Origin of the sequence: Streptomyces sp. MST-110588, from assembly GCF_022695595.1 — a bacterium.
Lineage (GTDB): Bacteria > Actinomycetota > Actinomycetes > Streptomycetales > Streptomycetaceae > Streptomyces.
This window is the reverse complement of record NZ_CP074380.1, coordinates 1,420,821-1,440,523: the sequence shown is the minus strand read 5'-3', so window position 1 is coordinate 1,440,523 and position 19,703 is coordinate 1,420,821. Positions and strand designations below refer to the sequence as shown.

Annotated in this window: 16 protein-coding genes and 2 pseudogenes; 6 read left to right on the top strand and 12 right to left on the bottom strand. The window is 73.0% G+C overall.

Annotated features, from left to right (window positions below; all coding sequences use genetic code 11):
* Positions 1-108 precede the first annotated feature (108 nt).
* The 5 genes and pseudogenes from KGS77_RS06450 to KGS77_RS06430 all read right to left on the bottom strand — a co-directional run bounded on the left by KGS77_RS06450 (position 109) and on the right by KGS77_RS06430 (position 4,328).
* Positions 109-1,320, bottom strand: coding sequence for a globin domain-containing protein (locus KGS77_RS06450; RefSeq protein ID WP_242579349.1), 1,212 nt, complete (start codon positions 1,318-1,320; stop codon positions 109-111).
* A 72-nt stretch (positions 1,321-1,392) separates the two neighbouring features.
* Positions 1,393-1,944: an Rrf2 family transcriptional regulator gene (locus KGS77_RS06445; protein WP_242579347.1), complete on the bottom strand. Its 552-nt coding sequence runs from the start codon at positions 1,942-1,944 to the stop codon at positions 1,393-1,395.
* Between the two features lie 154 nt (positions 1,945-2,098).
* A complete protein-coding gene (locus KGS77_RS06440; RefSeq protein ID WP_242579346.1) occupies positions 2,099-2,680 on the bottom strand; it encodes a TerD family protein in 582 nt (193 codons plus the stop codon).
* Between the two features lie 220 nt (positions 2,681-2,900).
* Positions 2,901-3,108: pseudogene (locus KGS77_RS06435) on the bottom strand (DUF1992 domain-containing protein); the annotation flags it as partial.
* A gap of 245 nt (positions 3,109-3,353) precedes the next feature.
* Positions 3,354-4,328 (bottom strand): cytochrome P450, encoded by a 975-nt coding sequence (locus KGS77_RS06430; protein WP_242579344.1) that lies wholly within the window; start codon positions 4,326-4,328, stop codon positions 3,354-3,356.
* Positions 4,329-5,131: 803 nt separating this feature from the next.
* On the opposite strand from KGS77_RS06430, the gene KGS77_RS06425 reads away from it, so the two are divergent.
* A complete protein-coding gene (locus KGS77_RS06425) occupies positions 5,132-6,406 on the top strand; it encodes a cytochrome P450 (protein WP_242579342.1) in 1,275 nt (424 codons plus the stop codon).
* Positions 6,407-6,586: 180 nt separating this feature from the next.
* On the opposite strand, the gene KGS77_RS06420 is transcribed toward KGS77_RS06425, so the two are convergent.
* A complete protein-coding gene (locus KGS77_RS06420; RefSeq protein WP_242579340.1) occupies positions 6,587-7,348 on the bottom strand; it encodes a hypothetical protein in 762 nt (253 codons plus the stop codon).
* Between the two features lie 215 nt (positions 7,349-7,563).
* On the opposite strand from KGS77_RS06420, the gene ggt reads away from it, so the two are divergent.
* Positions 7,564-9,453, top strand: coding sequence for a gamma-glutamyltransferase (ggt, locus tag KGS77_RS06415; protein ID WP_242579338.1), 1,890 nt, complete (start codon positions 7,564-7,566; stop codon positions 9,451-9,453).
* Between the two features lie 35 nt (positions 9,454-9,488).
* On the opposite strand, the gene KGS77_RS06410 is transcribed toward ggt, so the two are convergent.
* On the bottom strand, positions 9,489-9,941 hold the full coding sequence (locus tag KGS77_RS06410) for a hypothetical protein (protein WP_242579336.1): 453 nt from the start codon (positions 9,939-9,941) through the stop codon (positions 9,489-9,491).
* 100 nt (positions 9,942-10,041) lie between these two features.
* Positions 10,042-11,199 carry an RNA polymerase subunit sigma-70 gene (locus tag KGS77_RS06405; protein ID WP_242579334.1) on the bottom strand — a complete coding sequence of 386 codons (1,158 nt, stop codon included), beginning with the start codon at positions 11,197-11,199 and terminating at the stop codon, positions 10,042-10,044.
* 228 nt (positions 11,200-11,427) lie between these two features.
* Here KGS77_RS06405 and KGS77_RS06400 point away from each other — a divergent pair.
* Both KGS77_RS06400 and KGS77_RS06390 read left to right on the top strand, forming a co-directional pair.
* Positions 11,428-12,952, top strand: a pseudogene (locus KGS77_RS06400) (amidase).
* A 56-nt stretch (positions 12,953-13,008) separates the two neighbouring features.
* Complete coding sequence (locus KGS77_RS06390) at positions 13,009-13,596, top strand: TetR family transcriptional regulator (protein ID WP_242587323.1); 588 nt, start codon at positions 13,009-13,011, stop codon at positions 13,594-13,596.
* Positions 13,597-13,693: 97 nt separating this feature from the next.
* Here KGS77_RS06390 and KGS77_RS06385 read toward each other — a convergent pair whose 3' ends face one another.
* The 3 genes from KGS77_RS06385 to KGS77_RS06375 are packed head-to-tail and all read right to left on the bottom strand — an operon-like array spanning position 13,694 to position 16,186.
* Complete coding sequence (locus KGS77_RS06385; protein ID WP_242579332.1) at positions 13,694-14,263, bottom strand: isochorismatase family protein; 570 nt, start codon at positions 14,261-14,263, stop codon at positions 13,694-13,696.
* A gap of 46 nt (positions 14,264-14,309) precedes the next feature.
* Positions 14,310-15,758, bottom strand: coding sequence for an MFS transporter (locus KGS77_RS06380; protein WP_242579330.1), 1,449 nt, complete (start codon positions 15,756-15,758; stop codon positions 14,310-14,312).
* Complete coding sequence (locus tag KGS77_RS06375; RefSeq protein WP_242579328.1) at positions 15,755-16,186, bottom strand: MarR family transcriptional regulator; 432 nt, start codon at positions 16,184-16,186, stop codon at positions 15,755-15,757. The genes KGS77_RS06380 and KGS77_RS06375 overlap by 4 nt, the downstream gene beginning before the upstream one ends.
* 189 nt (positions 16,187-16,375) lie before the next feature.
* On the opposite strand from KGS77_RS06375, the gene KGS77_RS06370 reads away from it, so the two are divergent.
* Positions 16,376-17,218: a nitrilase-related carbon-nitrogen hydrolase gene (locus KGS77_RS06370; RefSeq protein WP_242579326.1), complete on the top strand. Its 843-nt coding sequence runs from the start codon at positions 16,376-16,378 to the stop codon at positions 17,216-17,218.
* A 161-nt stretch (positions 17,219-17,379) separates the two neighbouring features.
* Positions 17,380-18,654, top strand: a complete 1,275-nt coding sequence (locus KGS77_RS06365; protein WP_242587322.1) for an aspartate aminotransferase family protein — start codon at positions 17,380-17,382, stop codon at positions 18,652-18,654.
* A gap of 89 nt (positions 18,655-18,743) precedes the next feature.
* Here the strand turns inward: KGS77_RS06365 and KGS77_RS06360 are convergent, their stop codons facing one another.
* Positions 18,744-19,571 (bottom strand): SigB/SigF/SigG family RNA polymerase sigma factor, encoded by an 828-nt coding sequence (locus KGS77_RS06360; protein ID WP_242579324.1) that lies wholly within the window; start codon positions 19,569-19,571, stop codon positions 18,744-18,746.
* Positions 19,572-19,703: the final 132 nt, after the last annotated feature.

Below are 19,703 nucleotides of genomic sequence, written 5' to 3'. Positions count from 1 at the left end.
CCGTCCATCGCCCGGGGCCGGTGTCCTCGGCCCGAGGGCCAGGCCCTGCGCCCGGGGGCCGGCGTCCCGCGCCCGCCCCCGGGCCGCCCTGACCCCCGGGCCCCGGGATCAGATCCCCAGGTCGGGACCGAACACCTCGTAGTGGATGTCCGCCGCCCGGACCCCGGCCTCCAGGAGCTGGGCGCGGACCGCCTTCATGAAGGGGACCGGGCCGCACAGGTAGGCGGTGGTGCCGGCGGGGATCTCCAGGCCGCTGAGGTCGGCGCGGCCGGTACGGTCGGCCGGCCAGTCGGCGTCCGCGCCGGGGTGCTCGTACCAGACCTCGGCGGTGGCGTTCGCCAGCTTGCCGGTGAACTGCTGGAGTTCCGCGCGGAAGGCGTGGGTGGCCGGGGAGCGGTCGGCGTGCACGGAGATGACGCGGCGCGTGGAGCCGGTGGCCGCCAGGTGCCCGAGCATCCCGATCATCGGGGTGCAGCCGATGCCCGCCGAGGCGAGCAGCAGCGGGCCCTCGCCCTCGTCGAGGACCACGTCACCGAACGGGGCGCTGACGGTCAGGGTGTCACCGGCCTGGACGTGGTCGTGCAGGTGGTTGGAGACCTCGCCGTCCACCGCCGCGCCGGCGGACCCGCCGGCCTCCTCGCCCAGCACCCGCTTGACGGAGAACTGGAGCGCGCCGTCCGGCTGCCCGCTGAGGCTGTACTGCCGGATCTGCCGCGCGCCGTCGGCCAGTTCCACCTGTACGGAGACGTACTGGCCGGGCCGGAACGCCGGGACCTCGCCGCCGTCCGCGGGCCGTACGACGAAGGTGGTGACGGTGTCGGTCTCCTGGTGGCGGCTCTCGACGCGGTAGGTGCGCCACACCTCGCCGGCCGCGGTGCCCGCCTCGGCGTACAGGCGGCGCTCGATGGCGATGAGGGCGTTGGCCATCAGCCAGTACACCTCGGTCCAGGCCTCGGCGACCTCCGCGGTGACGGCCTCGCCGAGCACCTCGGCGATGGCCGCGAAGAGGTGCTCGTACACGACCGGGTACTGGGCCTCGGTCACGCCGAGGGAGGCGTGCTTGTGGGCGATGCGCGCGAGCATCGTGTCGGGCCGGGCGTCCGGGTTTTCGAGCAGGTGGGTGGCGAAGGCGGCGATGGAGCCGGCGAGCGCCTGCGGCTGCGTGCCGGCGGCCTGGTTGCCGCGGTTGAACAGGTCGCGGCGCAGCGCGGGGTGAGCGGTGAAGAGCTTGTCGTAGAAGAGCGTGGTGATCTCGCCGATGGCGGCTCCGACGGCGGGGAGGGTGGCACGTACCGTCTCGGCGGACTTCGGTGACAGCATCGGGACTCCGTTTTCTTCGATGTTCTTCCGCTGGTGGCGCGGAGCTGTGAAATACGCAACTCAGATGCGTATTTATGGGCGGCGAGTGCCGACCCGGGCCGGGGCACGGGAGGGCTGACGGGCCGCGGGGGAGGGGGCAGGGGGCGGACCAAGGGGACGCGGGCGGCGGTGGCGGGCCTCAGCCTCCCGGCCGGGGGACAGGCTCAGCAGCAGGGGGCCGGTCGGCGCCCGTACGAGATCGTCGATGCACAGCGGGTCCAGCGCCGCGAAGAACGCCTCCTGCGCCGTCCGCAGTGCCCCGCGCAGCCGGCAGGCGGCCCGCAGGGGGCAGGGCGTCTCGTCCTCGCAGCCGACCACGTCGCCGACGCCTTCCAATTGCCGCAGCAGTTGGCCCAGGGAGCCGGTACGGCCCGCCGTGGTCAGCGCCAGCCCGCCGCCGCGTCCGCGCCGGGCCTCGACGACACCCAGGTGCCGCAGCTTGCTGACGACCTTCGCGGCGTGGGTGTACGGCACGTCGACGGCGCCGGCCACCTCGCGTGTGGTGGGCGCTTCGCCGGTGTCGTCCAGGACCGCCAGGCGCATGGCGATGCGCAGGGCGATGTCGGTGCTCTTGGTCAGTCGCACGTACCGAGCGTATCTAATTGGATTTTTGGATACCAATTATTGGGCGGGTTATGCGGGTCACACGCCCTATGGAGCGGGGGCGGCCGACCGCCAGGCCGGCCGCCCCCGGAAGGCCGCCTTCCGCAGGGCCGCTTTCCGCGGCCCGCGCCGCCTCTTACAGGTGGGAGGCGATGGCCGGGATCAGGTCCTGGAAGGTACGGCCGGTGGCGGGCTCACCGATGGCGGTCATCTGCCAGCCGCCGCCGCTGCGCTGGACCTTCGCCATGACCTGCGCGGTGGCGTTGCCGCCGCCGGTCAGGGTGTACCGGGCCAGCTCTTGGCCGGTGGATTCGTCCACCAGGCGGCAGAAGGCGTTCTGCACCTCGGCGAAGGTCTGGCCGGTGAAGGAGTTCACGGTGAAGACGATCTGGTCGATGTCGGCGGGCACCTTGCGCAGGTCGACCGTGATCGACTCGTCGTCGCCGCCCTGGCCGGCGCCCCCGACGAGGTTGTCGCCGCTGTGCCGTACGGATCCGTCCTTGCTGATGAGCTGCTGGAAGAACACCACGTCCACGGGCTCCTGGCCGGCGAAGAGCACGGCCGAGGCGTCCAGGTCGATGTCGCGGGACATCAGCTTGGCGAGGAACCCCTTGCGTGGCGCGGCCTGCCAGCCCAGCCCCATCCGTACGACGCTCAGCGCGCCCCCGTCGGACTTGCTCAGGCTGACCTGCTGACCTTTGCCCAGGTTCACGGTCATCTTCGGTCTCTCTCCTGTCGTTCGTCGGCTCGCGGTGGAGCGGCCGGCGCCCGGCGGGCCGCCCGGTGAAATCTACAGCAATGTAGAAGTAAAGCGGAGGTGACACCCGGGGGAGGGGCGCCGAACCACGTCTCACCCCTCCCGCGGCTCCCGCTCCTGCCCCTGTTCCTGCCCCTGCCCTTGCCCCTGGCCCTGGCCCTGTGCCTTCCCGTGCCGCTGCTCCCTGCCGCTCCCGCCATTCGCGGACGACGTGTTCCACGTCGAAGGGCCTCAGGTTCAGCGGCGGACCGGCGGGCGGACGCCGGACCGCCTCGCGGATTCTCTCGTTGATCTCCGTCACGATCCGCCGCACCGCGCTCCGCCGCCTCCCGTATCTGCCGGTCGACCCAGGTCTCGAAGTCCAGGCCGGGCGGCTTGCGTTCGGTCATGTGCCTCTCTCCCCATCTCCCAACTGCCGGTGGCCCAGGGCGGGATGACGTACGGGCGTACGGGCGTACGGAATGTTCGCGCCCTCCCATGGTACGGAGGCGCCCGCACGGCAGCCGCCCCCGCCGGTGCACGCGCGGACTCCACACGTACACCGGCGGGGGCGGTACGAAGAGCGAGGGAGAAGGCGGGGGAGGAGGCGGGATGCGCGCCGTGGCGACGGGCCTTCAGTGCCGCGCCGGCACACTCACCACCGCACCGGCACGGCGACCGGCATCAGGACGGCGTGGTACTGGCGCCAGGTGACCGCCGAGGCCCCGGTCGCCAGCCGCAGCCCGGGCATCACATCGAGGAGGGCGCTTAGCGCCGCCTCCGTCTGCAGCTTGTTCAGGGCCGCCGCCGGGCAGTAGTGACGCCCCTGCCCGAAGCGCACATGAGGACAGGCGGGGCGGTCGGGGTCGATCCGCTCGGGCTCGGGGAAGACGGCGGGATCGTGGTTGGCCGCGTCGGTGGAGATCAGCACCAGTTCACCGGCGGCGATCCGGGTGCCGCCCAGGTCCAGGTCCTCGGTGGCGATCCGGGTGATGGAGTCCCCCAGCAGGGGCGCCCAGCGGTAGATCTCCTCGACCAGACGCGGCATCAGGCCCGGTGTCGCCTGCAGCCGCTCCGTCAGATGCCGGTCACGGGCCAGTACGAGCCCGCACGTGGCGAGGAACGCGGCCGGATTGCCCAGGCCGGAGAAGGCCAGCATATGGCCGATCTCCACCATCATCTGCTCGGAGAGCGGGCGGGCGGACCGGCCGTTCAGACGGATCAGCCGGGGCAGCAGACCGGTCGGCTTCAGCCGCCCCATCCAGTCCCCGAAGCGGAACAGGCTTCTGGGCCAGAGGTCCGGCAGGTTGGCATCGGCCTCCGGGCCGATGGAGAACAGCGGGAACCACCTGGTGATCTCGGCGGCGGCGTCGTCCGGCAGGCCCAGGAGTTCGCAGGTCACCCGGGCGGCCCAGGGCAGGGCGAAGTCCTCGACGAGGTCCCCCTGATCGCCCTTGCGCACCATGTCCGTCAGGAGCTCGCCGGCGATCTGCCGTACCCGGGCCGGCGGCACGTCCTGCTGGCGGGGGCTCATCCCCTTGACCGCCTCGTCCCGCAGCCCGGCGCTGCGCAGGATCGCCATGGTGGCGACCACGGCGGGCGGCGGGGGCTCCTTGTCCTCCTTCGGCATGGCGGGGTCGCTGGCCTTCCCCCTGCTGAGCCGGCTGTCCGTGAGGGCCTGCCGGGCCAGTGCGTGGCCGGTGACCAGCCAGCCGGGGTCGCCGCTGAGGGCGCGGACCCGGGTGACCGGTGCGTGCCGTACGAAGTGCGCCAGCTCCGGTGCCAGGACGTCCCCGCGGAAGCTGAAGGGGTAGGCGGGCAGATCCGCGGGGGACGGGCCGGGGGAGGGGGCCGCCGCGGTGCCCGGTGCGGCGGAGGCGGCCGTCGGGGCGGCGGAGGCGGAAGGCCCGGAGGGGGCGGAAGATCCGGAGGGCCCGGAGGGTGGGGGCTGGGGAGGGCTGGCTGTGGGGTCTGGCTCATCTGGTTCTCCTGGTCGCCGGAGCGGTCGGTGCCGCCGTCCGCGTACCGGTCACCGGCCCGGGGAGCGGCCGGGCCGGCGGCGGGCGCGCGGTACCCGTACGCCGGACACCGGGGCACCGGCGGCGCGCCCACGGCTCCCGGCGCCCGGGGACCGGCGGGCGCGCGCCGTCGCCCCCCGGTCACGGGTGGTCGCCTGCACTGTGCACAAGACGGTGCGAAAGTAAACGTTTCGGCGCACTTCTTCCGTCCATTGGTGTGGGTGTGCGCCGGATTGTGATTCGACGCCTCGCCGGTCAGGGAGGCTTCATCGCAGCACCGCTCTGAGGGGAAGCAGCCGTGTCCGGCGCCGGACCCGTCCGTACGGCGCGGCCCGGCCGCCTCCTCCCGCGGTGCCGCGCGACCGGCTCCGCCCGTCCACGCGGGTGATCGTGCCCCGCCCCGGAGGTGACCCAGATGCCCAGTGCCCCGCTCTCCACGCCGTGCCCCGCCCCGGCCGCGGACCATCCACCCGAGCCGGCACCGGCACCGGAGCCGCAGGCACGGCCGGAACCGCTGGAGGGCCTGCCGCTCGCGCCTCCCGGCAGCATGGGCCCGCCCGCCGCGTACGAGCGACTGCGGCGGGAGTGCCCCGTGGCCCGGATCGGCGGGCCGTCCGAGAGCACCGGGTGGTACGTGACCCGCTACGCCGACGTCAAGGCACTGATCGCGGACGGCCGCCTGATCAGGCCGACCATCGACGAGTGGCCGCCCGGCCCGGACAGGGAACCGGCCCCGGGCCCGAAGCTGACCACCATGATGGAGCTGGAGGGCCCCGCCCACCGGGCCCTGCGCCGGGCCCTGGGCGACGTCTTCAGCGCCCGCTCGGTCCGCGGCCGGCTGCCGGACATCCGCCGGGCCGCCGCACGGCTGCTGGCGGACTTCGCCGCGGACGGACCGCCCGGCGACCTGATCGCCGGTTTCACCGAGCCCTTCCCGCTCCTGGTGATGTGCGAGCTGACCGGCATCCCGTACGAGGACCGCGAATACTACCTCCCGCTGGCCGACGCGGCCCTGGGGGCGATGGTCACCTTGGAGGAGGGGCGGGCCGCCGTGGGCCCGCTCCATGCCTACCTGGCCGACCTGATCGCCCGTAAACGCAGGACACCCGCCGAGGACGTCCTCAGCCTCTTGGTGCGGTGTCAGGCCGAAGGCTCCCTCGACGAGGAGGGCGTGCTCGCCTTCGGACTGTCGATGCTGGTGGCCGGCTACCGCACGACCACGATGTTCCTCTCCGACGCGGTCCTCGCCCTGCTGGAGGAGCCCGGTGCGTACGGGCGGCTGGCGAAGGACCGCAGGGAGCTGCCCGCGGCCGTGGAGGAGTTCCTGCGGTACGTCCCGGTGATGAACGGGGTCGTGGTGCTGCTGGCGACCGAGGACATCACGCTGCACGGACACACCATCCGGGCGGGAGAGGCCGTGCTGCCCGTCCTGGCGGCGGCGAACCGGGACCCGGAGGTCTTTCCCGAGGCCGACCGGCTGGTCCTGGACCGGCAGCCCAACCCCCATCTGGCCTTCGGGCGCGGGGTGCACAACTGCGTCGGCTCCCATCTGGCCCGGGCCGAGCTCTCCGTCGGCCTGAGCGCGCTCCTGGACCGCTTCCCCGGCCTGCGGATCGCCGAGGGCCGGCAGCCGACCTGGGACGACGCCTCACCGAGCAAGTCGCCCCTGACCTTGCCGGTCTCGTGGTGAGCCGTGCCGCTGAGCCGCGTCTCGTGGCGAGCCGCCCGCCGGACGGGCGCGGGCCGACGGGCCGAGGGGACGCCATCCGGGACGGGCCACCGGGCAGGGCCATGACACCCGCTCGGGTCATGACGTCCGCCTCGGCTCATGACACCGGCCCAGGTCGTCACACCGCCCGCATCGCCAGGGTCATGACACCGACTTGCTGCCGCTCGTGGCCCGGTGGCTCCTGATCTCCGGCGGCGCGGTGGCGGCCTTGGTGACATCCGCGACCAGCTCGACCACGTCCGGCCCGTACGACCGCGAGTTGACGACCTTCAGCAGCAGACAGAACTGCCCGTCCCGCCCGTACCTGCGGGCCAGCCGGGCGCGGTTGCGCACCAGGTGGCGTACGGCGGCGCGGTGGGTGACCGGGCGCTGTCCGGCCGCCAGGAAGAGCGGCCGGTCACCCTCCCCGGCGGTGAGCCGGGCCAGCAGCACGTACTCCACCGCGCCCGGCTCCAGGCGGTAGGTGGAACCGTCCACGGTGAAGGTGCACCGGCCCGCGCCGGTCGCGTCGCCGGGGTGGACCTTGACGCCGGGCAGCAGGCTGGCCATGTGGGAGGCGAGGCGGTGATGGGCGGTGGGATCGCCGACGCAGAACTCCGTACGGGCCCCGAAGCCCTGGAGGCCGGTGTCGTGCGGGGCGACCTCGGCGTGCGCCCCGCAGTTCTCGATCACCGACGCCAGTCCCAGGAGCGCCAGCGCGTCGTGGCGCGGGATGCTCCAGTGGGCGGAGGCGCTGTCCCGGTGGGTGACCAGGACGCACTCCGAGCCGTCCGGCAGGCCGAAGAAGCCCTGTTCGCGCAGGCGTCTGCGGCCGAGGACCGCGCTGTGCACGGCCCAGCCGGCCGCCAGGCCCACGGCCAGTGCCGCGACCGCCGCGATCAGGAGCTGCAAGGTGTCGTTCATGGCGGGGGAGCGTACCGACCGCCCGGTTGCCCGTCCGATGCCGGGGCGGGCGGCTGGGTGGCTTGCCCTGATCCGTACGGGCAGCTTGTCCCGGTCCGTACCGGCTGCTCCGTACGGGCGCGGGGCCGCGGCACCCGCCGCTCCCCTGTCCACGCCGTGCTCCCGCAGGTAGGCTCCGGCCGCTGCCGACCGCGCTCGCTTGGGAGGTCACCCGCATGACGAACGCCCGACGCCTTTCCGTGCCGGTAGCGGCGGCCGTACTGGCCGGCTCGCTGCTGGCGGCCCCCTCCGTCGCGCAGGCGGATCCCGGGCGGGCCCCCGCACGGCAGAAACCCGCAGGACAGGCGCCCGTACAACAGGCGCCCGTACAGCAGACGCCCGGCCAGAAGCCTTCCGCACCCGCGAAGACCCCGGTGGCCACCGGCTACGGCGGCGCCGTGGCCAGTGTCGACGCGGACGCCTCCGCGGCCGGCATCGAGGTGCTCAAGAAGGGCGGCAACGCCGTGGACGCCGCGGTCGCCACCGCGGCGGCCCTGGGCGTCACCGAGCCGTACTCCTCCGGCATCGGGGGCGGCGGCTACTTCGTCTCCTACGACGCCAGATCCCGCAGCGTACGCACCCTGGACGGGCGGGAGACCGCCCCGCACCGCGCCGGCGAGGACCTCTTCCTGGAGAACGGCCGGCCCATCCCCTTCGACGAGGCCGTCACCAGCGGACTGGGCGTCGGCACCCCGGGCACCCCCGCCACCTGGCGCACCGCGCTGGACAAATGGGGCAGCCGCTCGCTGCGCCAGGTCCTGGCCCCGGCGGAGAAGCTGGCCCGCCGCGGCTTCACGGTCGATGAGACCTTCCGCAAGCAGACCCAGGCCAACGAGGCGCGCTTTCGCGACTTCCCCGACACCGCCGCGCTCTTCCTGCCCGGCGGCAAGCTCCCGGTGGTCGGCTCGACCCTGAAGAACCCCGATCTGGCCCGCACCTACCGGGAGTTGGGGGACCAGGGCGTCGGCGCGCTCTACCGCGGCCGGCTCGGCCGGGACGTCGTACGGACCGTGCAGAAGCCCCCGGTACGCCCCGGCGCACCGCGCAAGGTACGGCCCGGCAAGCTGACCGCCAAGGACCTGCGGACCTACGAGGTACGCGGCCAGGCCCCGACCCGGACCTCCTACCGGGGCCTGGACGTCTACGGCATGGCGCCCTCCGGCTCCGGCGGCACCGGCGTCGCCGAGGCCCTGAACATCCTGGAGCGCGGCGACCTCTCCCGGCTCGACGAGGCCCGCTACCTGCACCGCTTCATAGAGGCGAGCCGGATCGCCTTCGCCGACCGCGGGCGCTGGGTCGGCGACCCGGCCTTCGTGGACGTACCGACGAAGGAACTCACCTCGCAGCGCTTCGCGGACACCCGCGCCTGCCTGATCAGGGACGACGCGGTGCTCACCAGCCCCGTACCGCCCGGCGACCCGCGTCACCCCAAGCCGTGCCGTACGGGCGGGCGGGCCGCCCCGGCAACGTACGAAGGCGACAACACCACCCACCTCACCGTCGCCGACAAATGGGGCAACGTCGTCGCCTACACCCTCACCATCGAACAGACCGGCGGCAGCGGCATCGTCGTACCGGGCCGCGGCTTCCTCCTGAACAACGAACTGACCGACTTCTCCTTCGTCCCCGCCGACCCGGCCCACCCGCGCACCGATCCGAACCTCCCCGGCCCCGGCAAGCGCCCCCGCTCCTCCATGGCCCCCACGATCCTGCTCCGGCACGGCGAACCCGTCCTCGCCCTGGGCTCCCCGGGCGGCGCGACCATCATCACCACCGTCCTCCAGACCCTCCTGAACCACCTCGACCGAGGCATGCCCCTCGTCGACGCTATCGCCGCCCCCCGCGCCAGCCAGCGCAACACCCCCACCACCGAACTCGAACCCGCCCTGTGGAACAGCCCCCTACGCCCTCAACTGGAAGCCCTCGGCCACGTCTTCAAACCCAACCCCGAAATCGGCGCGGCCACCGGCATCCAGCACCTCCCGGACGGCCGCTGGCTGGCCGCCGCGGAAAAGGTACGCCGCGGCGGCGGCTCGGCGATGGTGGTACACCCGGCCAACGGCTGACACACCCTCAGCCCCTTCGGGACCCTCAGGGGGTGTCAGCCGATGCGGGTCATCGTGGAGTCGTAGCCTCCTCCGCCGGGGTAGACCCATGCGCCGGTGAGGGTGTTGCCGTCGGTGTCGAAGGTGCCTTTGAAGTACGCGGGGGAGCTCTTCTCGCCGCCCCAGATGGTCAGTGTGGTGCCGTCGAGTTCGTAGACGTAGTCGAAGGTGTGGCCCTGGTCGTCGTAGAAGCGGGAGACGATGTCCGGGCCCGGGTGGGGTGCGCCGAAGGGCTTTTCGCGGCCGATCACCTCGAAGCCGGTGACGCGTCGGCCGTACTGTGCGAGGTCGACGTCCTGGATGAGGAAGAAGCCGCCGTCCATCGGGCGGTAGGTCACCGTGCCCTCGGTGCCGCCGGTCACCCGCCAGCGGCCGGTGAGCCGCTGGTGGAGGGCCTTGATCTGCTCGTCGGGCTCGGTGGTGGGTGCGTCCTGGGTGTTCTGGGCCATGGTGGTGGGCCGGTCCTTTCTGGTGCGGGAACGTGAATGTGCAGCGCTCGTAGGACCGGGTGGGGTGCGGAAAGGAATCGGTCCAGACAGGTGACCTGCGTCACAGGGTGAGGGTCTCGGGGGCGGCGGTCGGTTCCAGGCCGAAGGCGGGCAGGAGTTCGGGGCCGAAGGTGGTGATCTCGGTGATCAGGCCGCCCTGGACGCACAGCACGTCGATGTTGATCGCGGTGCAGTGGCTCTCGCCCGGCCTGCGTACGTAGTTGGCCACCGCGGGCTGCCGGTTCGCGGCCAGGGGTACGGCGAACCAGTCGCCCCAGGTCTGCTGGTCCTCCAGGGCCGCCCGCCACATGTCCAGGACGGCCCGGCGGCCGTCGAACACCAGGTGGGCAGGGGGCATGGTCTGGCGGATGTCCTCTCTGAGGAGGGCCGCCAGGGCGGTCAGGTCGGACTGCCGGGATGCGGTGATGTACCGCTGGAGGAGGGCGCGTTCGGTCTCGTCGGCCGTGGTGGCCCGGCGCCAGTCCGTACGCCGCTCGGGCAGTTGCTCCCGCAGTGTCGCGCGGGCCCGTTGCAGCGCGCTCTTGACCGAGGGAACGCTCATCTCCAGCGCCTCGGCCGTCTCCTGGGCCGGTTGGCCCACGACATCCCGGAGGATCAGTACGGCCCGCTGACGCGGTGGAAGGTGCTGGACGGCGGCCAGGAACGCCAGCTCGACGGTCTCCCGGGTGATCGCCGCGGCCTCCGGTCCGGCGTCGTCCGGTGCCGCCAGGTCCAGGAGCCGGTCGGGGTAAGGCTCCAGCCAGGTGACCTCCGCCGTCGCCGCACGGGCGCGGGCCGGGCGGCCCGCGCTGTCCGTCGCCGTCCTGACCTCCCGTTTCCGGGCCGGGTCGGCCAGGGCGTCCAGGCAGACGTTGGTGGCGATCCGGTACAGCCAGGCCCGGAACGTCGCCCGGCCCTCGAAGGTCTCCCGCCGGCGCCAGGCCCGTAACAGGGTTTCCTGCACCATGTCCTCGGCGTCGGTGAAGGAGCCGAGCAGCCGGTAGCAGTGCACCCGCAGTTCGTGCCGGTGGCGCTCGGCGAGTTCGGCGAACGCGGCCTCGTGCGGGACCTTGTGCGTGGCCTCGTGCGGGACCTTGTGCGTGGCCTCGCGCGGAACCTCGTACGTGGCTGCGGGCGCGGTTCGTACCGCTGCCGTCCGGTGTTCCTTCTCCTTCTCCGTCTCCCTCCCTCCGCCCGTTCCCGGCCTCGTCACCGTCATCGCTGTCCTTCCTCCATGCCGTGGGCCGGGGTGGGTCCGTCCGTGTCGTTGTGAGGTTAGTCCTCGGCGCCGGTGGCGTGGTGACGGGGTCACGGCCCACAAGCACGTGGTCCCCGCCGGCCGAGGGCTCCTGATCCCGCCGGACGGAGCGTTGATGACGGGTCCGGTGGCCGTTACGCTTGCGGGAGTTGGTCGTTCGTTCGAACGAACAGTTCCGCGGGGGGTGCTGTGGGCGTGAGCGAGAATCCGGGGCGGCGGGAACGGGACTTCGAGGGGCTGGCCGAGCAGGCCACGGCGCTGGCCGAGGGGCGGGTGACCTCGGTCGAGCTGGTGGAGCGGTCGCTGCGGCGCATCGCTGCGGCCGGCCGGGCGAGCGTCAACGCCTTTCGGCTGGTACGGGGCGAGGCGGCGCTGGAGGAGGCCGCCGACGCCGACCGGCGGCTGGCGGCGGGCGAGCGGCTGCCCCTGCTGGGGGTGCCGGTCGCCGTCAAGGACGACATGGACGTGGCGGGGGAGCCCACCGCGTTCGGCTGTGCCGGGGAGTTCCCGCCCAAGGCTGCCGACTCCGAGGCCGTACGGCGGCTGCGCGCGGCCGGAGCCGTCGTCGTGGGCAAGACCAACGCCTGCGAGCTGGGGCAGTGGCCGTTCACGGAGGGGCCGGCGTTCGGCGAGGTACACCCCCGGCGGCTCCTCGGGAGGCTCGGCCGCGGCGGTGGCGGCCGGGATGGTGCCCGCCGCGCTCGGCACGGACGGCGCCGGCTCGGTCCGTATCCCCGCCGCCTGGACCCACCTGGTCGGCATCAAACCGCAGCGCGGACGCATATCGACCTGGCCCGACCCCGAGTCCTTCCAGGGCATCACGGGAATCGGCCCGCTGGCCCGTACGGTCGCGGACGCGGCGCTGCTGCTGGACGCCGCGAGCGGCAGCCACCGGGGCGATCTGCACCGCCCGCCCGGCATCGACGCGCGCGCGGCGGCGGGCCGCGACCCCGGCCGGCTGCGGATCGCGCTGTCGTGGAAGCCGGCGTTCACCGGCACGCCCAAGTCCCTGCACCCGGACGTACGCGCCGCCGTCACCGGCCTCGCCCGTACGCTCGCCCGCCTCGGCCACCTGGTCGAGGAGGCCGAACCGGACTACGGACTGATCGGCCTGGCGTTCGTGCCGCGCGCCACCGCGGGCGTACGGGAGTGGGCCGGCCGGGTCCCGGACCGCGCGCTGCTGGACCGCCGTACCCGGGAGGCGGCCAAGCTGGGACGGCTGCTCGGCGGACCTCCGCTGCGCCGGGCACGGGCCGCGGAGGCCCGGCAGCGGCAGCGGGTCGGGGCGCTGTTCGGGGCGTACGACGTCCTGCTGACACCGACCACCGCCACCCCGCCGCTGCGTGTCGGCGCGCTGGCGAAGCTGAGCGGCTGGCGGACGGACCAGGCGATGATCGCCGCCTGCCCGTACGCCTGGCCGTGGAACGTGCTCGGCTGGCCGGGGGTGAGCGTCCCGGCCGGATTCAGCTCCGGCGGACTGCCGTTGGGTGCCCAGCTCCTGGGGCCCGCGGACAGTGAACCGCTGCTGATCTCGCTGGCCGCACAGTTGGAGGACGACCTGCGGTGGTACGAGCGGTGGCCCCCCGCGGCGCGGCCGGGCAGCGGGGCACGGGACGCCTCCCGCTGGGAGCAGGAGCAGGAACACAGGCAGGGGCAGGACAGGGAGCGCAGGCCGGGGCAGGAGCGGGTACGAGACGGAGGCGTGCGGGGGTGACGGGCGCGGAGGCGGCCGTCGGGAACGGGGCGGCAGCCGGAGCGGGCCGCGGTGCGGTGGGGGGAACGGGCGGCGGTGGTGCGGCGGGGACCCGCCGGAGCATCGTCGGCGCCGTCCTGCGCATCATCGGCCGGGACGGCGTGGCCGCGGTCACCAACCGGCGCATCGCCAAGGAGGCGGGCGTTTCCCTCGGTTCGGTCACCTACCACTTCGCCACCCAGCATGACCTGCTGCGCGAGGCGCTGCTGGAGTTCGTGGGCGAGGAGACCCGCCGCTTCACCGAACTCGCCGAGGCGCGCCACGCCGACGGCATCGGGCCGGCCGAGGCCGCGGCGCTGGTCGGCCAGGTCGCCGGGAGTACCGCGTTCGACAGCGAGCACATCGCGCCGTTCGAACTGTACGTCCAGGCGGGGCGGGACGAGCGGCTGCGCGCCGCGGCGGATCAGTGCTTCGCCGCGTACGACCGGCTTGCCGCCCGCACCCTGACCGCGCTGGGAGTGCCGGAGGCGGACCGGCTGGGCGGCCTCGTCGTGGCCCTGGTCCTGGGGCAGCAACTGCGCCGCCTGGCCACCGGCGCCTCGACCGAGGATCTGGTCGACACCCTGCTGTACCTCGCCCAGGGGGCGACGGCGGAGGGGGACTGACGGGCGGGCGCCCGGATCTTCCCCGGCGCCCGCCCTGTTCCGGCCTGCTTCATGCTGTTGTGGCGGGCGGTACGGAATCTCCATGCCGCCGCGCGAACTACCCGCGCGCTCCGCCCTGTTCCAGCAGGGCGATGATCGCGTCCACGGAGCCGGTCTCGCCGAGCCGGGGAAAGATCTTCTCGACGGCGCGGTGGTGCGCCTCGGCGTCCGGGTCGGTCACCGCGTCCGTGGCGACGGTGACGTGGTAGCCGTGCTCGTGCGCGGCCCGCGCCGTGGACTCCACGCCCATGCTGGTCGCGATGCCGCCGAGCACGACCTGGGTGACACCGCGGCGGCGCAGCTCCTCGTCCAGGCCGGTGCCGTGGAACGCGCCCCAGCGCCGCTTGCTGATGAGGATGTCACCCGGCCGCCGGCCAAGTCCCGGGACCAGTTCGGCCCAGTCGGCGGGCGGTGTGCCGGCGGGCCGGGCGATCTGCGTACGGCCCGGGGCCGCGCCGGTGACGTTGACCAGCACCACCGGCAGATCGCGGGCCCGGAAGGCGGCGGCCAGACGGGCGGCGCGCGCGACGATCTCGTCGGTGGGGTGGACGCAGGGCAGGGCGGTGATGCCCTTCTGGAAGTCGATCAGGACCAGTGCGGTGGTGGTGTCGAGTGCGGTGGCAGGCATACGGGGCTCCAAGTGGAGGTGGTTTCGCGGGCGTTGGGGGAGTGGTTCACGGGGTGGCCGGGGCGGGCCGGCGCAGGGTGCGGTCCGCGACGGTCAGGGCCAGCAGCAGGACGCCGAGTACGGTGCCGAGCACGGCGATCTCGTGCAGCCCGGCGTCCGTGGCCCGGTGGCCGTACAGCAGCGCGATCAGGCCGGCGGCGGTGATCGCCCCGAGGTACTGGGAGGTGCGCTGGAGACCGGCGGCGGCGCCCACGCCGTCGGCCGGGGCCTGCGCGTAGACGGCGGCCTGGTTGCCGGTGGCGGCCAGGCCCTGGGGAATGCCGAACAGGGCACCGGCCAGGAGCAGCGCGGCCATGGGCGTACCCCCGTCCAGCAGGAACAGGACCGCGCCGCCCGCGGCCAGACAGACCGCCGCGACCGACAGCGGCGCGCGGATGCCCTTGGTCCGGGCGCCCACGAGGGAACAGAGGGCGGCGGTCGCGGACATCGGCAGCAGGAGAAGCCCGGAGTGGAAGGAGGAGTAGCCGTGCGCCTCCTCCAGCCACTGGCTGTATCCGTACAGGACGCAGTAGATGACCAGGTACGTCAGACCGTGCCGGAGGTAGGTGAGCGTCAGGGCGCCGTTGCGCGCGAGCATCCGCAGGTCGAGGAAGGGCTCGGGGTGGCGCAACTGCCACCACACCAGTACGGCCGCGAGCACGGCGGCGGGCGGCAGCAGCAACCAGCGCGGGTCGGCCAGGTCCAGCAGGAAGAACATGGTGATGGCCAGGGTGGCGGCGAACAGGGCGATGCCCAGCGGGTCGAGGGAGTGCCTGGCCTCCTGCGTACCGCTGCCGCCCCGGCCGTCCGCGGGCAGCCAGGCGACCGCGCACCCCAGTGCGACCAGCGCGAACGGCAGGTTCACGGCGAAGACCGCGCGCCAGCCGACCGTGGCCGCCAGCAGCCCGCCCAGTGCGGGACCCACGGCCGCGCTGCCCAGTGCGGCGAGGGAGAGCCGGCCCAGGACGGACCGGGGCGCGGCCCGGCCGGTGCGCCGGGACTCGGCGCGCAGCATCGCCATCGCGGCCGGGTAGGCGGCCGAGGTGCCCACGCCCAGGACGACGCGGGAGACGATCAGCAGGGTGAAGGTGGGGGCCAGGGCACCGATCAGGCCCGCGGCGCAGACCGTCACCAGGCCGCCGGTGAACACCCGGCGCGGGCCGAGGCGGTCGGCGAGCCGTCCCATGGCGGGCTGGCCGACGGCGCTGGCGAGATACATCGCCGAGATCAGCCAGGCGGTGTCGGCGGCGCCGGTGTGGAAGTCCCGGCCGATGGCCACCAGCGCGGTGGCGATCATCGTGGAGTTCAAGGGGTTGAGGAGGGAGCCCAGGAGGAGCGGCGTCATGAGCCAGGCGCCGAACGGAGGCCGTTGCCTGCGCGGGTGCGGGGCCGGGCCGCCGGCCGACAGGCCGTTTCCCGGTGCCGGAGCCTCCGTACCGGGCCGCTTCGGGCTCATGCCCGCATCAGCCGCTTCATCAGCTCGTTCGCCTCGGCCAGGAGGCGCTGTTCGGCCTCGTCCAGTTGCTCGGCGATGGCGACGGCGAGCCAGTTCTGCTTGGCCTGCCGTACGGAGCCCACCAGCCGGTGACCCTCTTCGGTGAGGGCGAAGACCACCTGCCGGCCGTCGGTCGGATGCGGGCTGCGGGCGACCAGGCCGCGTTCCTCCAAGGCGGCGAGGGTGATCCGCATCGACTGCGGGCGGACCAGTTCGGCGCGGGCGAGTGCCGCGGTGGTCGTGGGGCCCTCGTTGGTGATCCGGCCGAGGACCGCCCGCTGGGTGGGTGTCAGCTCGCCCTCGGGGGACGCGACTCTCAGATGCCGCATGAGCAGGGAGACGGTGGCGCTCAGATCGGTGGCGAGACGTTCTTGTTCCTTGTCGGGCATGGGGTGAGCGTAGAGAGTCGACAGGTTAACTTGCAAGTTTTTCTGTCAATTGCGGATCGCTCCCGCCGTGGTCCGCACCTGCCGCCGCGGCGGTGATGGTCTTGCCTGGCGCCTGTCGGGGGCCTACGGTCACCTCCACACGCGTAGACCGCGTGGCACACGGCTGACGCCCCGACAAAGGAGCAGCTCATGGCCGATGTTGTCCGTGCCGCACTGGTCCAGGCGACCTGGACCGGCGACACCGAATCGATGATCGCGAAGCACGAGGAGCACGCCCGGGCGGCGGCCACGCAAGGCGCGAAGGTGATCGGGTTCCAAGAGGTCTTCAACGCGCCGTACTTCTGCCAGGTGCAGGAGCCGGAGCACTACCGCTGGGCCGAGCCCGTCCCCGACGGGCCGACCGTCCGCCGTATGCGGGCGCTCGCCCGGGAGACCGGCATGGTGATCGTCGTCCCCGTCTTCGAGATCGAGCGGTCCGGCTTCTACTACAACTCCGCCGCCGTCATCGACGCCGACGGCACCGTGCTCGGCACCTACCGCAAGCACCACATCCCGCAGGTCAAGGGCTTCTGGGAGAAGTACTACTTCCGGCCCGGCAACGTGGGCTGGCCGGTCTTCGAGACCGCCGTGGGCAGGGTCGGCGTCTACATCTGCTACGACCGGCACTTCCCCGAGGGGTGGCGCCAACTGGGCCTGAACGGCGCCCAGCTCGTCTACAACCCCTCCGCCACCTCGCGCGGCCTGTCGGCCCATCTGTGGAAGCTGGAACAGCCCGCCGCCGCGGTGGCGAACGAGTACTTCGTCGCCGCGATCAACCGGGTCGGGGTGGAGGAGTACGGCGACAACGACTTCTACGGCACCAGCTACTTCGTCGATCCGCGCGGGCAGTTCGTCGGGGCCCCCGCCAGTGACACCAAGGAGGAACTGGTGGTACGGGACCTGGACTTCGGCCTCATCGAGGAGGTCCGTACGCAATGGGCCTTCTACCGGGACCGGCGCCCGGACGCGTACGAGGGGCTGGTCCGGCCATGACCCCCGAAAGCGCGAACGACCAGGGCGCGAACCACCAGAGCGTGAACGGCCACAGCGGCAACGAGCAGAGCGTGAACGGCCACAGCGGCAACGACCAGGGCGCGAACCGCCGGAGCGCGAACCAGCAGACCCGGAACCTGCGCACCCGGCACGCCGCCGTCATGCCCGACTGGCTGAGCCTGTACTACGAGCAGCCCATCGAGCTCACCCACGGCGAGGGCCGGCACGTCTGGGACGCCGAGGGCAACCGCTACCTGGACTTCTTCGGCGGCATCCTCACCACCATGACCGCGCACGCCCTGCCCGAGGTGACCAAGGCGATCGGCGAGCAGGCCGGCCGCATCCTGCACACCTCCACCCTCTACCTCTCCCGCCCCATGGTGGAACTGGCGGAGCGGATCGCCGGGCTCTCCGGCATCCCGGACGCCCGGGTCTTCTTCACCACCTCCGGGACCGAGGCCAACGACACCGCCCTCCTCCTGGCCACGCAGTACCGCCGTTCCAACCAGGTCCTGGCCATGCGCAACAGCTACCACGGCCGGTCCTTCTCCTCGGTCGGCATCACCGGCAACAGCGCCTGGTCGCCGACCAGCCTCTCGCCCGTGCAGACGCTGTACGTACACGGCGGCGTACGCGGCCGGGGACCGTACGCCCACCTCGGCGACGCCGAGTACATCGCGGCCTGCGTCGCCGACCTGGAGGACATGCTCGGGCAGACGGCGGGCGGCGTGGCCGCGCTGATCGCCGAGCCGGTGCAGGGCGTCGGCGGCTTCACCATGCCGCCGGACGGCCTGTACGCGGCGTTCCGCGAGGTCCTGGACCGGCACGGCATCCTGTGGATCAGCGACGAGGTGCAGACCGGCTGGGGCCGTACCGGCGAGCACTTCTGGGGCTGGCAGGCGCACGCCGGCAACGGCCCGCCGGACCTGCTGACGTTCGCCAAGGGCATCGGCAACGGCATGTCCGTCGGCGGCGTGGTGGCCCGCGCCGAGGTGATGAACTGCCTGACGGCCCACTCCGTCTCCACCTTCGGCGGCAGCCCCGTCACCATGACCGCCGCCCTCGCCAACCTCACCCATCTGCTCGAACACGACCTCCAGGGCAACGCCCGGCGCGTGGGCGGGCTGCTCGCCGAGCGCCTGCGGGCCGTCACCGCCGGGCTCGGCCTCGTACGGGAGGTGCGGGGCCGCGGCCTGATGATCGGCGTCGAACTGGTGCGGCCCGGTACGGACGAGCCCTCGCCCGAGGCCGCGGGGCTCGTCCTGGAGGCGGCCCGCGAGCGCGGCCTGCTGATCGGCAGGGGCGGGACGGGCGGCGTCGCGCTGCGTATCGCGCCGCCGCTGTCGCTGACCGTCGCCGAGGCGGAGGAGGGCGCGGAACTCCTCGGGCAGGCCCTGCACGCGGCGCAGGACCACATGACGGGCCGGCGGTCTTGAGCCGCCACAGGTGATACGGGTACGGGGCAGGGCGCACGGGGCCCTGAGCGCATGCATGTGCGTACGCTCAGGGCCCCGGACGCGTACGCTCAGGGCCCCGACAGAACCGTTTCCCCCTGCGTCTGCGTCTCGACCTGTTCGCGCAGGGTCGCGCAGGTGCGCCGGATGATCCGGCACACATGCATCTGGGAGAGCCCGAGTTCCTCACCTATGCGGCTCTGCGTCATGTCGCAGAAGAACCGCAGGTACAGGATGCGCCGCTCACGTTCGGGCAGCCGCCGCACATAGGTCTTGACCGCCTCCCGGTCGGTGACCAGCTCGTAGGCGGGCTCGGTCAGGCCCAGGCTGCCGTGCAGGCTCAACCCGTCGTCCGCGCCGGGGCGTTCGGCCTCCAGGGACAGCGACTTGTAGCTCTGCAGCGCCTCCATGCCGAGCAGGACGTCGCCCTCGGAGAGCTGGGTGTGCGCGGCGATCGCGGCGACCGAGGGGGAGCGGTCGTCGGCGGTGGCGGACAGCTCCCGTACGGCCGTACGGACCTTGGCCCGCAATTCCTGTACCCGGCGCGGAACATGGACACCCCAGGTATGGTCGCGGAAATGCCGCTTTATCTCACCGACGACGGTGGGCACGGCATAACTGGCGAAGGCGTCACCGCGCCCGGGGTCGAAATGGTCGACGGCTTTGACCAGGCCGAGCGCCGCCACCTGTTTGAGGTCTTCCAGGGATTCCCCGCGGTCACGGAAGCGCAGCGCGAGCCGTTGCGCCATCGGGAGCCAGGCGCAGGTCACCTGCTCGCGCAGGCGCTGCTTTTCCGGGCCGTCGGGCAGACTCGCCATCCGCAGGAATGCCTCGGCGGTGTCCGGGGCGTCGTAATGGACCCGGCGGCGGGCGGTGTTCGGAGCAGCTTTGCTGGTCATGGCGTTTCGCTCTCCCAACGGTGCACGGAAGCGCGTGGCCCGTCCATTGCCCACGACACGGGAGAAGCGCTTTTCCCACGCGTTCTGGGCCCACATTAAGGTCGCCGCATTCGCCCGGCATCCGGAAGTCGG

Coding starts and splice junctions, on each gene's coding strand:
- KGS77_RS06380 (WP_242579330.1), bottom strand. CDS start 15,758: ATGAGCCCGAAGCGGCCCGGTACGGAGGCTCCGGCACCGGGAAACGGC.
- KGS77_RS06430 (WP_242579344.1), bottom strand. CDS start 4,328: ATGCCGAAGGAGGACAAGGAGCCCCCGCCGCCCGCCGTGGTCGCCACC.
- KGS77_RS06410 (WP_242579336.1), bottom strand. CDS start 9,941: ATGGCCCAGAACACCCAGGACGCACCCACCACCGAGCCCGACGAGCAG.
- KGS77_RS06440 (WP_242579346.1), bottom strand. CDS start 2,680: ATGACCGTGAACCTGGGCAAAGGTCAGCAGGTCAGCCTGAGCAAGTCC.
- KGS77_RS06365 (WP_242587322.1), top strand. CDS start 17,380: ATGCCCGACTGGCTGAGCCTGTACTACGAGCAGCCCATCGAGCTCACC.
- KGS77_RS06420 (WP_242579340.1), bottom strand. CDS start 7,348: ATGAACGACACCTTGCAGCTCCTGATCGCGGCGGTCGCGGCACTGGCC.
- KGS77_RS06425 (WP_242579342.1), top strand. CDS start 5,132: ATGCCCAGTGCCCCGCTCTCCACGCCGTGCCCCGCCCCGGCCGCGGAC.
- KGS77_RS06450 (WP_242579349.1), bottom strand. CDS start 1,320: ATGCTGTCACCGAAGTCCGCCGAGACGGTACGTGCCACCCTCCCCGCC.
- KGS77_RS06370 (WP_242579326.1), top strand. CDS start 16,376: ATGGCCGATGTTGTCCGTGCCGCACTGGTCCAGGCGACCTGGACCGGC.
- KGS77_RS06360 (WP_242579324.1), bottom strand. CDS start 19,571: ATGACCAGCAAAGCTGCTCCGAACACCGCCCGCCGCCGGGTCCATTAC.
- KGS77_RS06385 (WP_242579332.1), bottom strand. CDS start 14,263: ATGCCTGCCACCGCACTCGACACCACCACCGCACTGGTCCTGATCGAC.
- KGS77_RS06405 (WP_242579334.1), bottom strand. CDS start 11,199: ATGACGGTGACGAGGCCGGGAACGGGCGGAGGGAGGGAGACGGAGAAG.
- ggt (WP_242579338.1), top strand. CDS start 7,564: ATGACGAACGCCCGACGCCTTTCCGTGCCGGTAGCGGCGGCCGTACTG.
- KGS77_RS06375 (WP_242579328.1), bottom strand. CDS start 16,186: ATGCCCGACAAGGAACAAGAACGTCTCGCCACCGATCTGAGCGCCACC.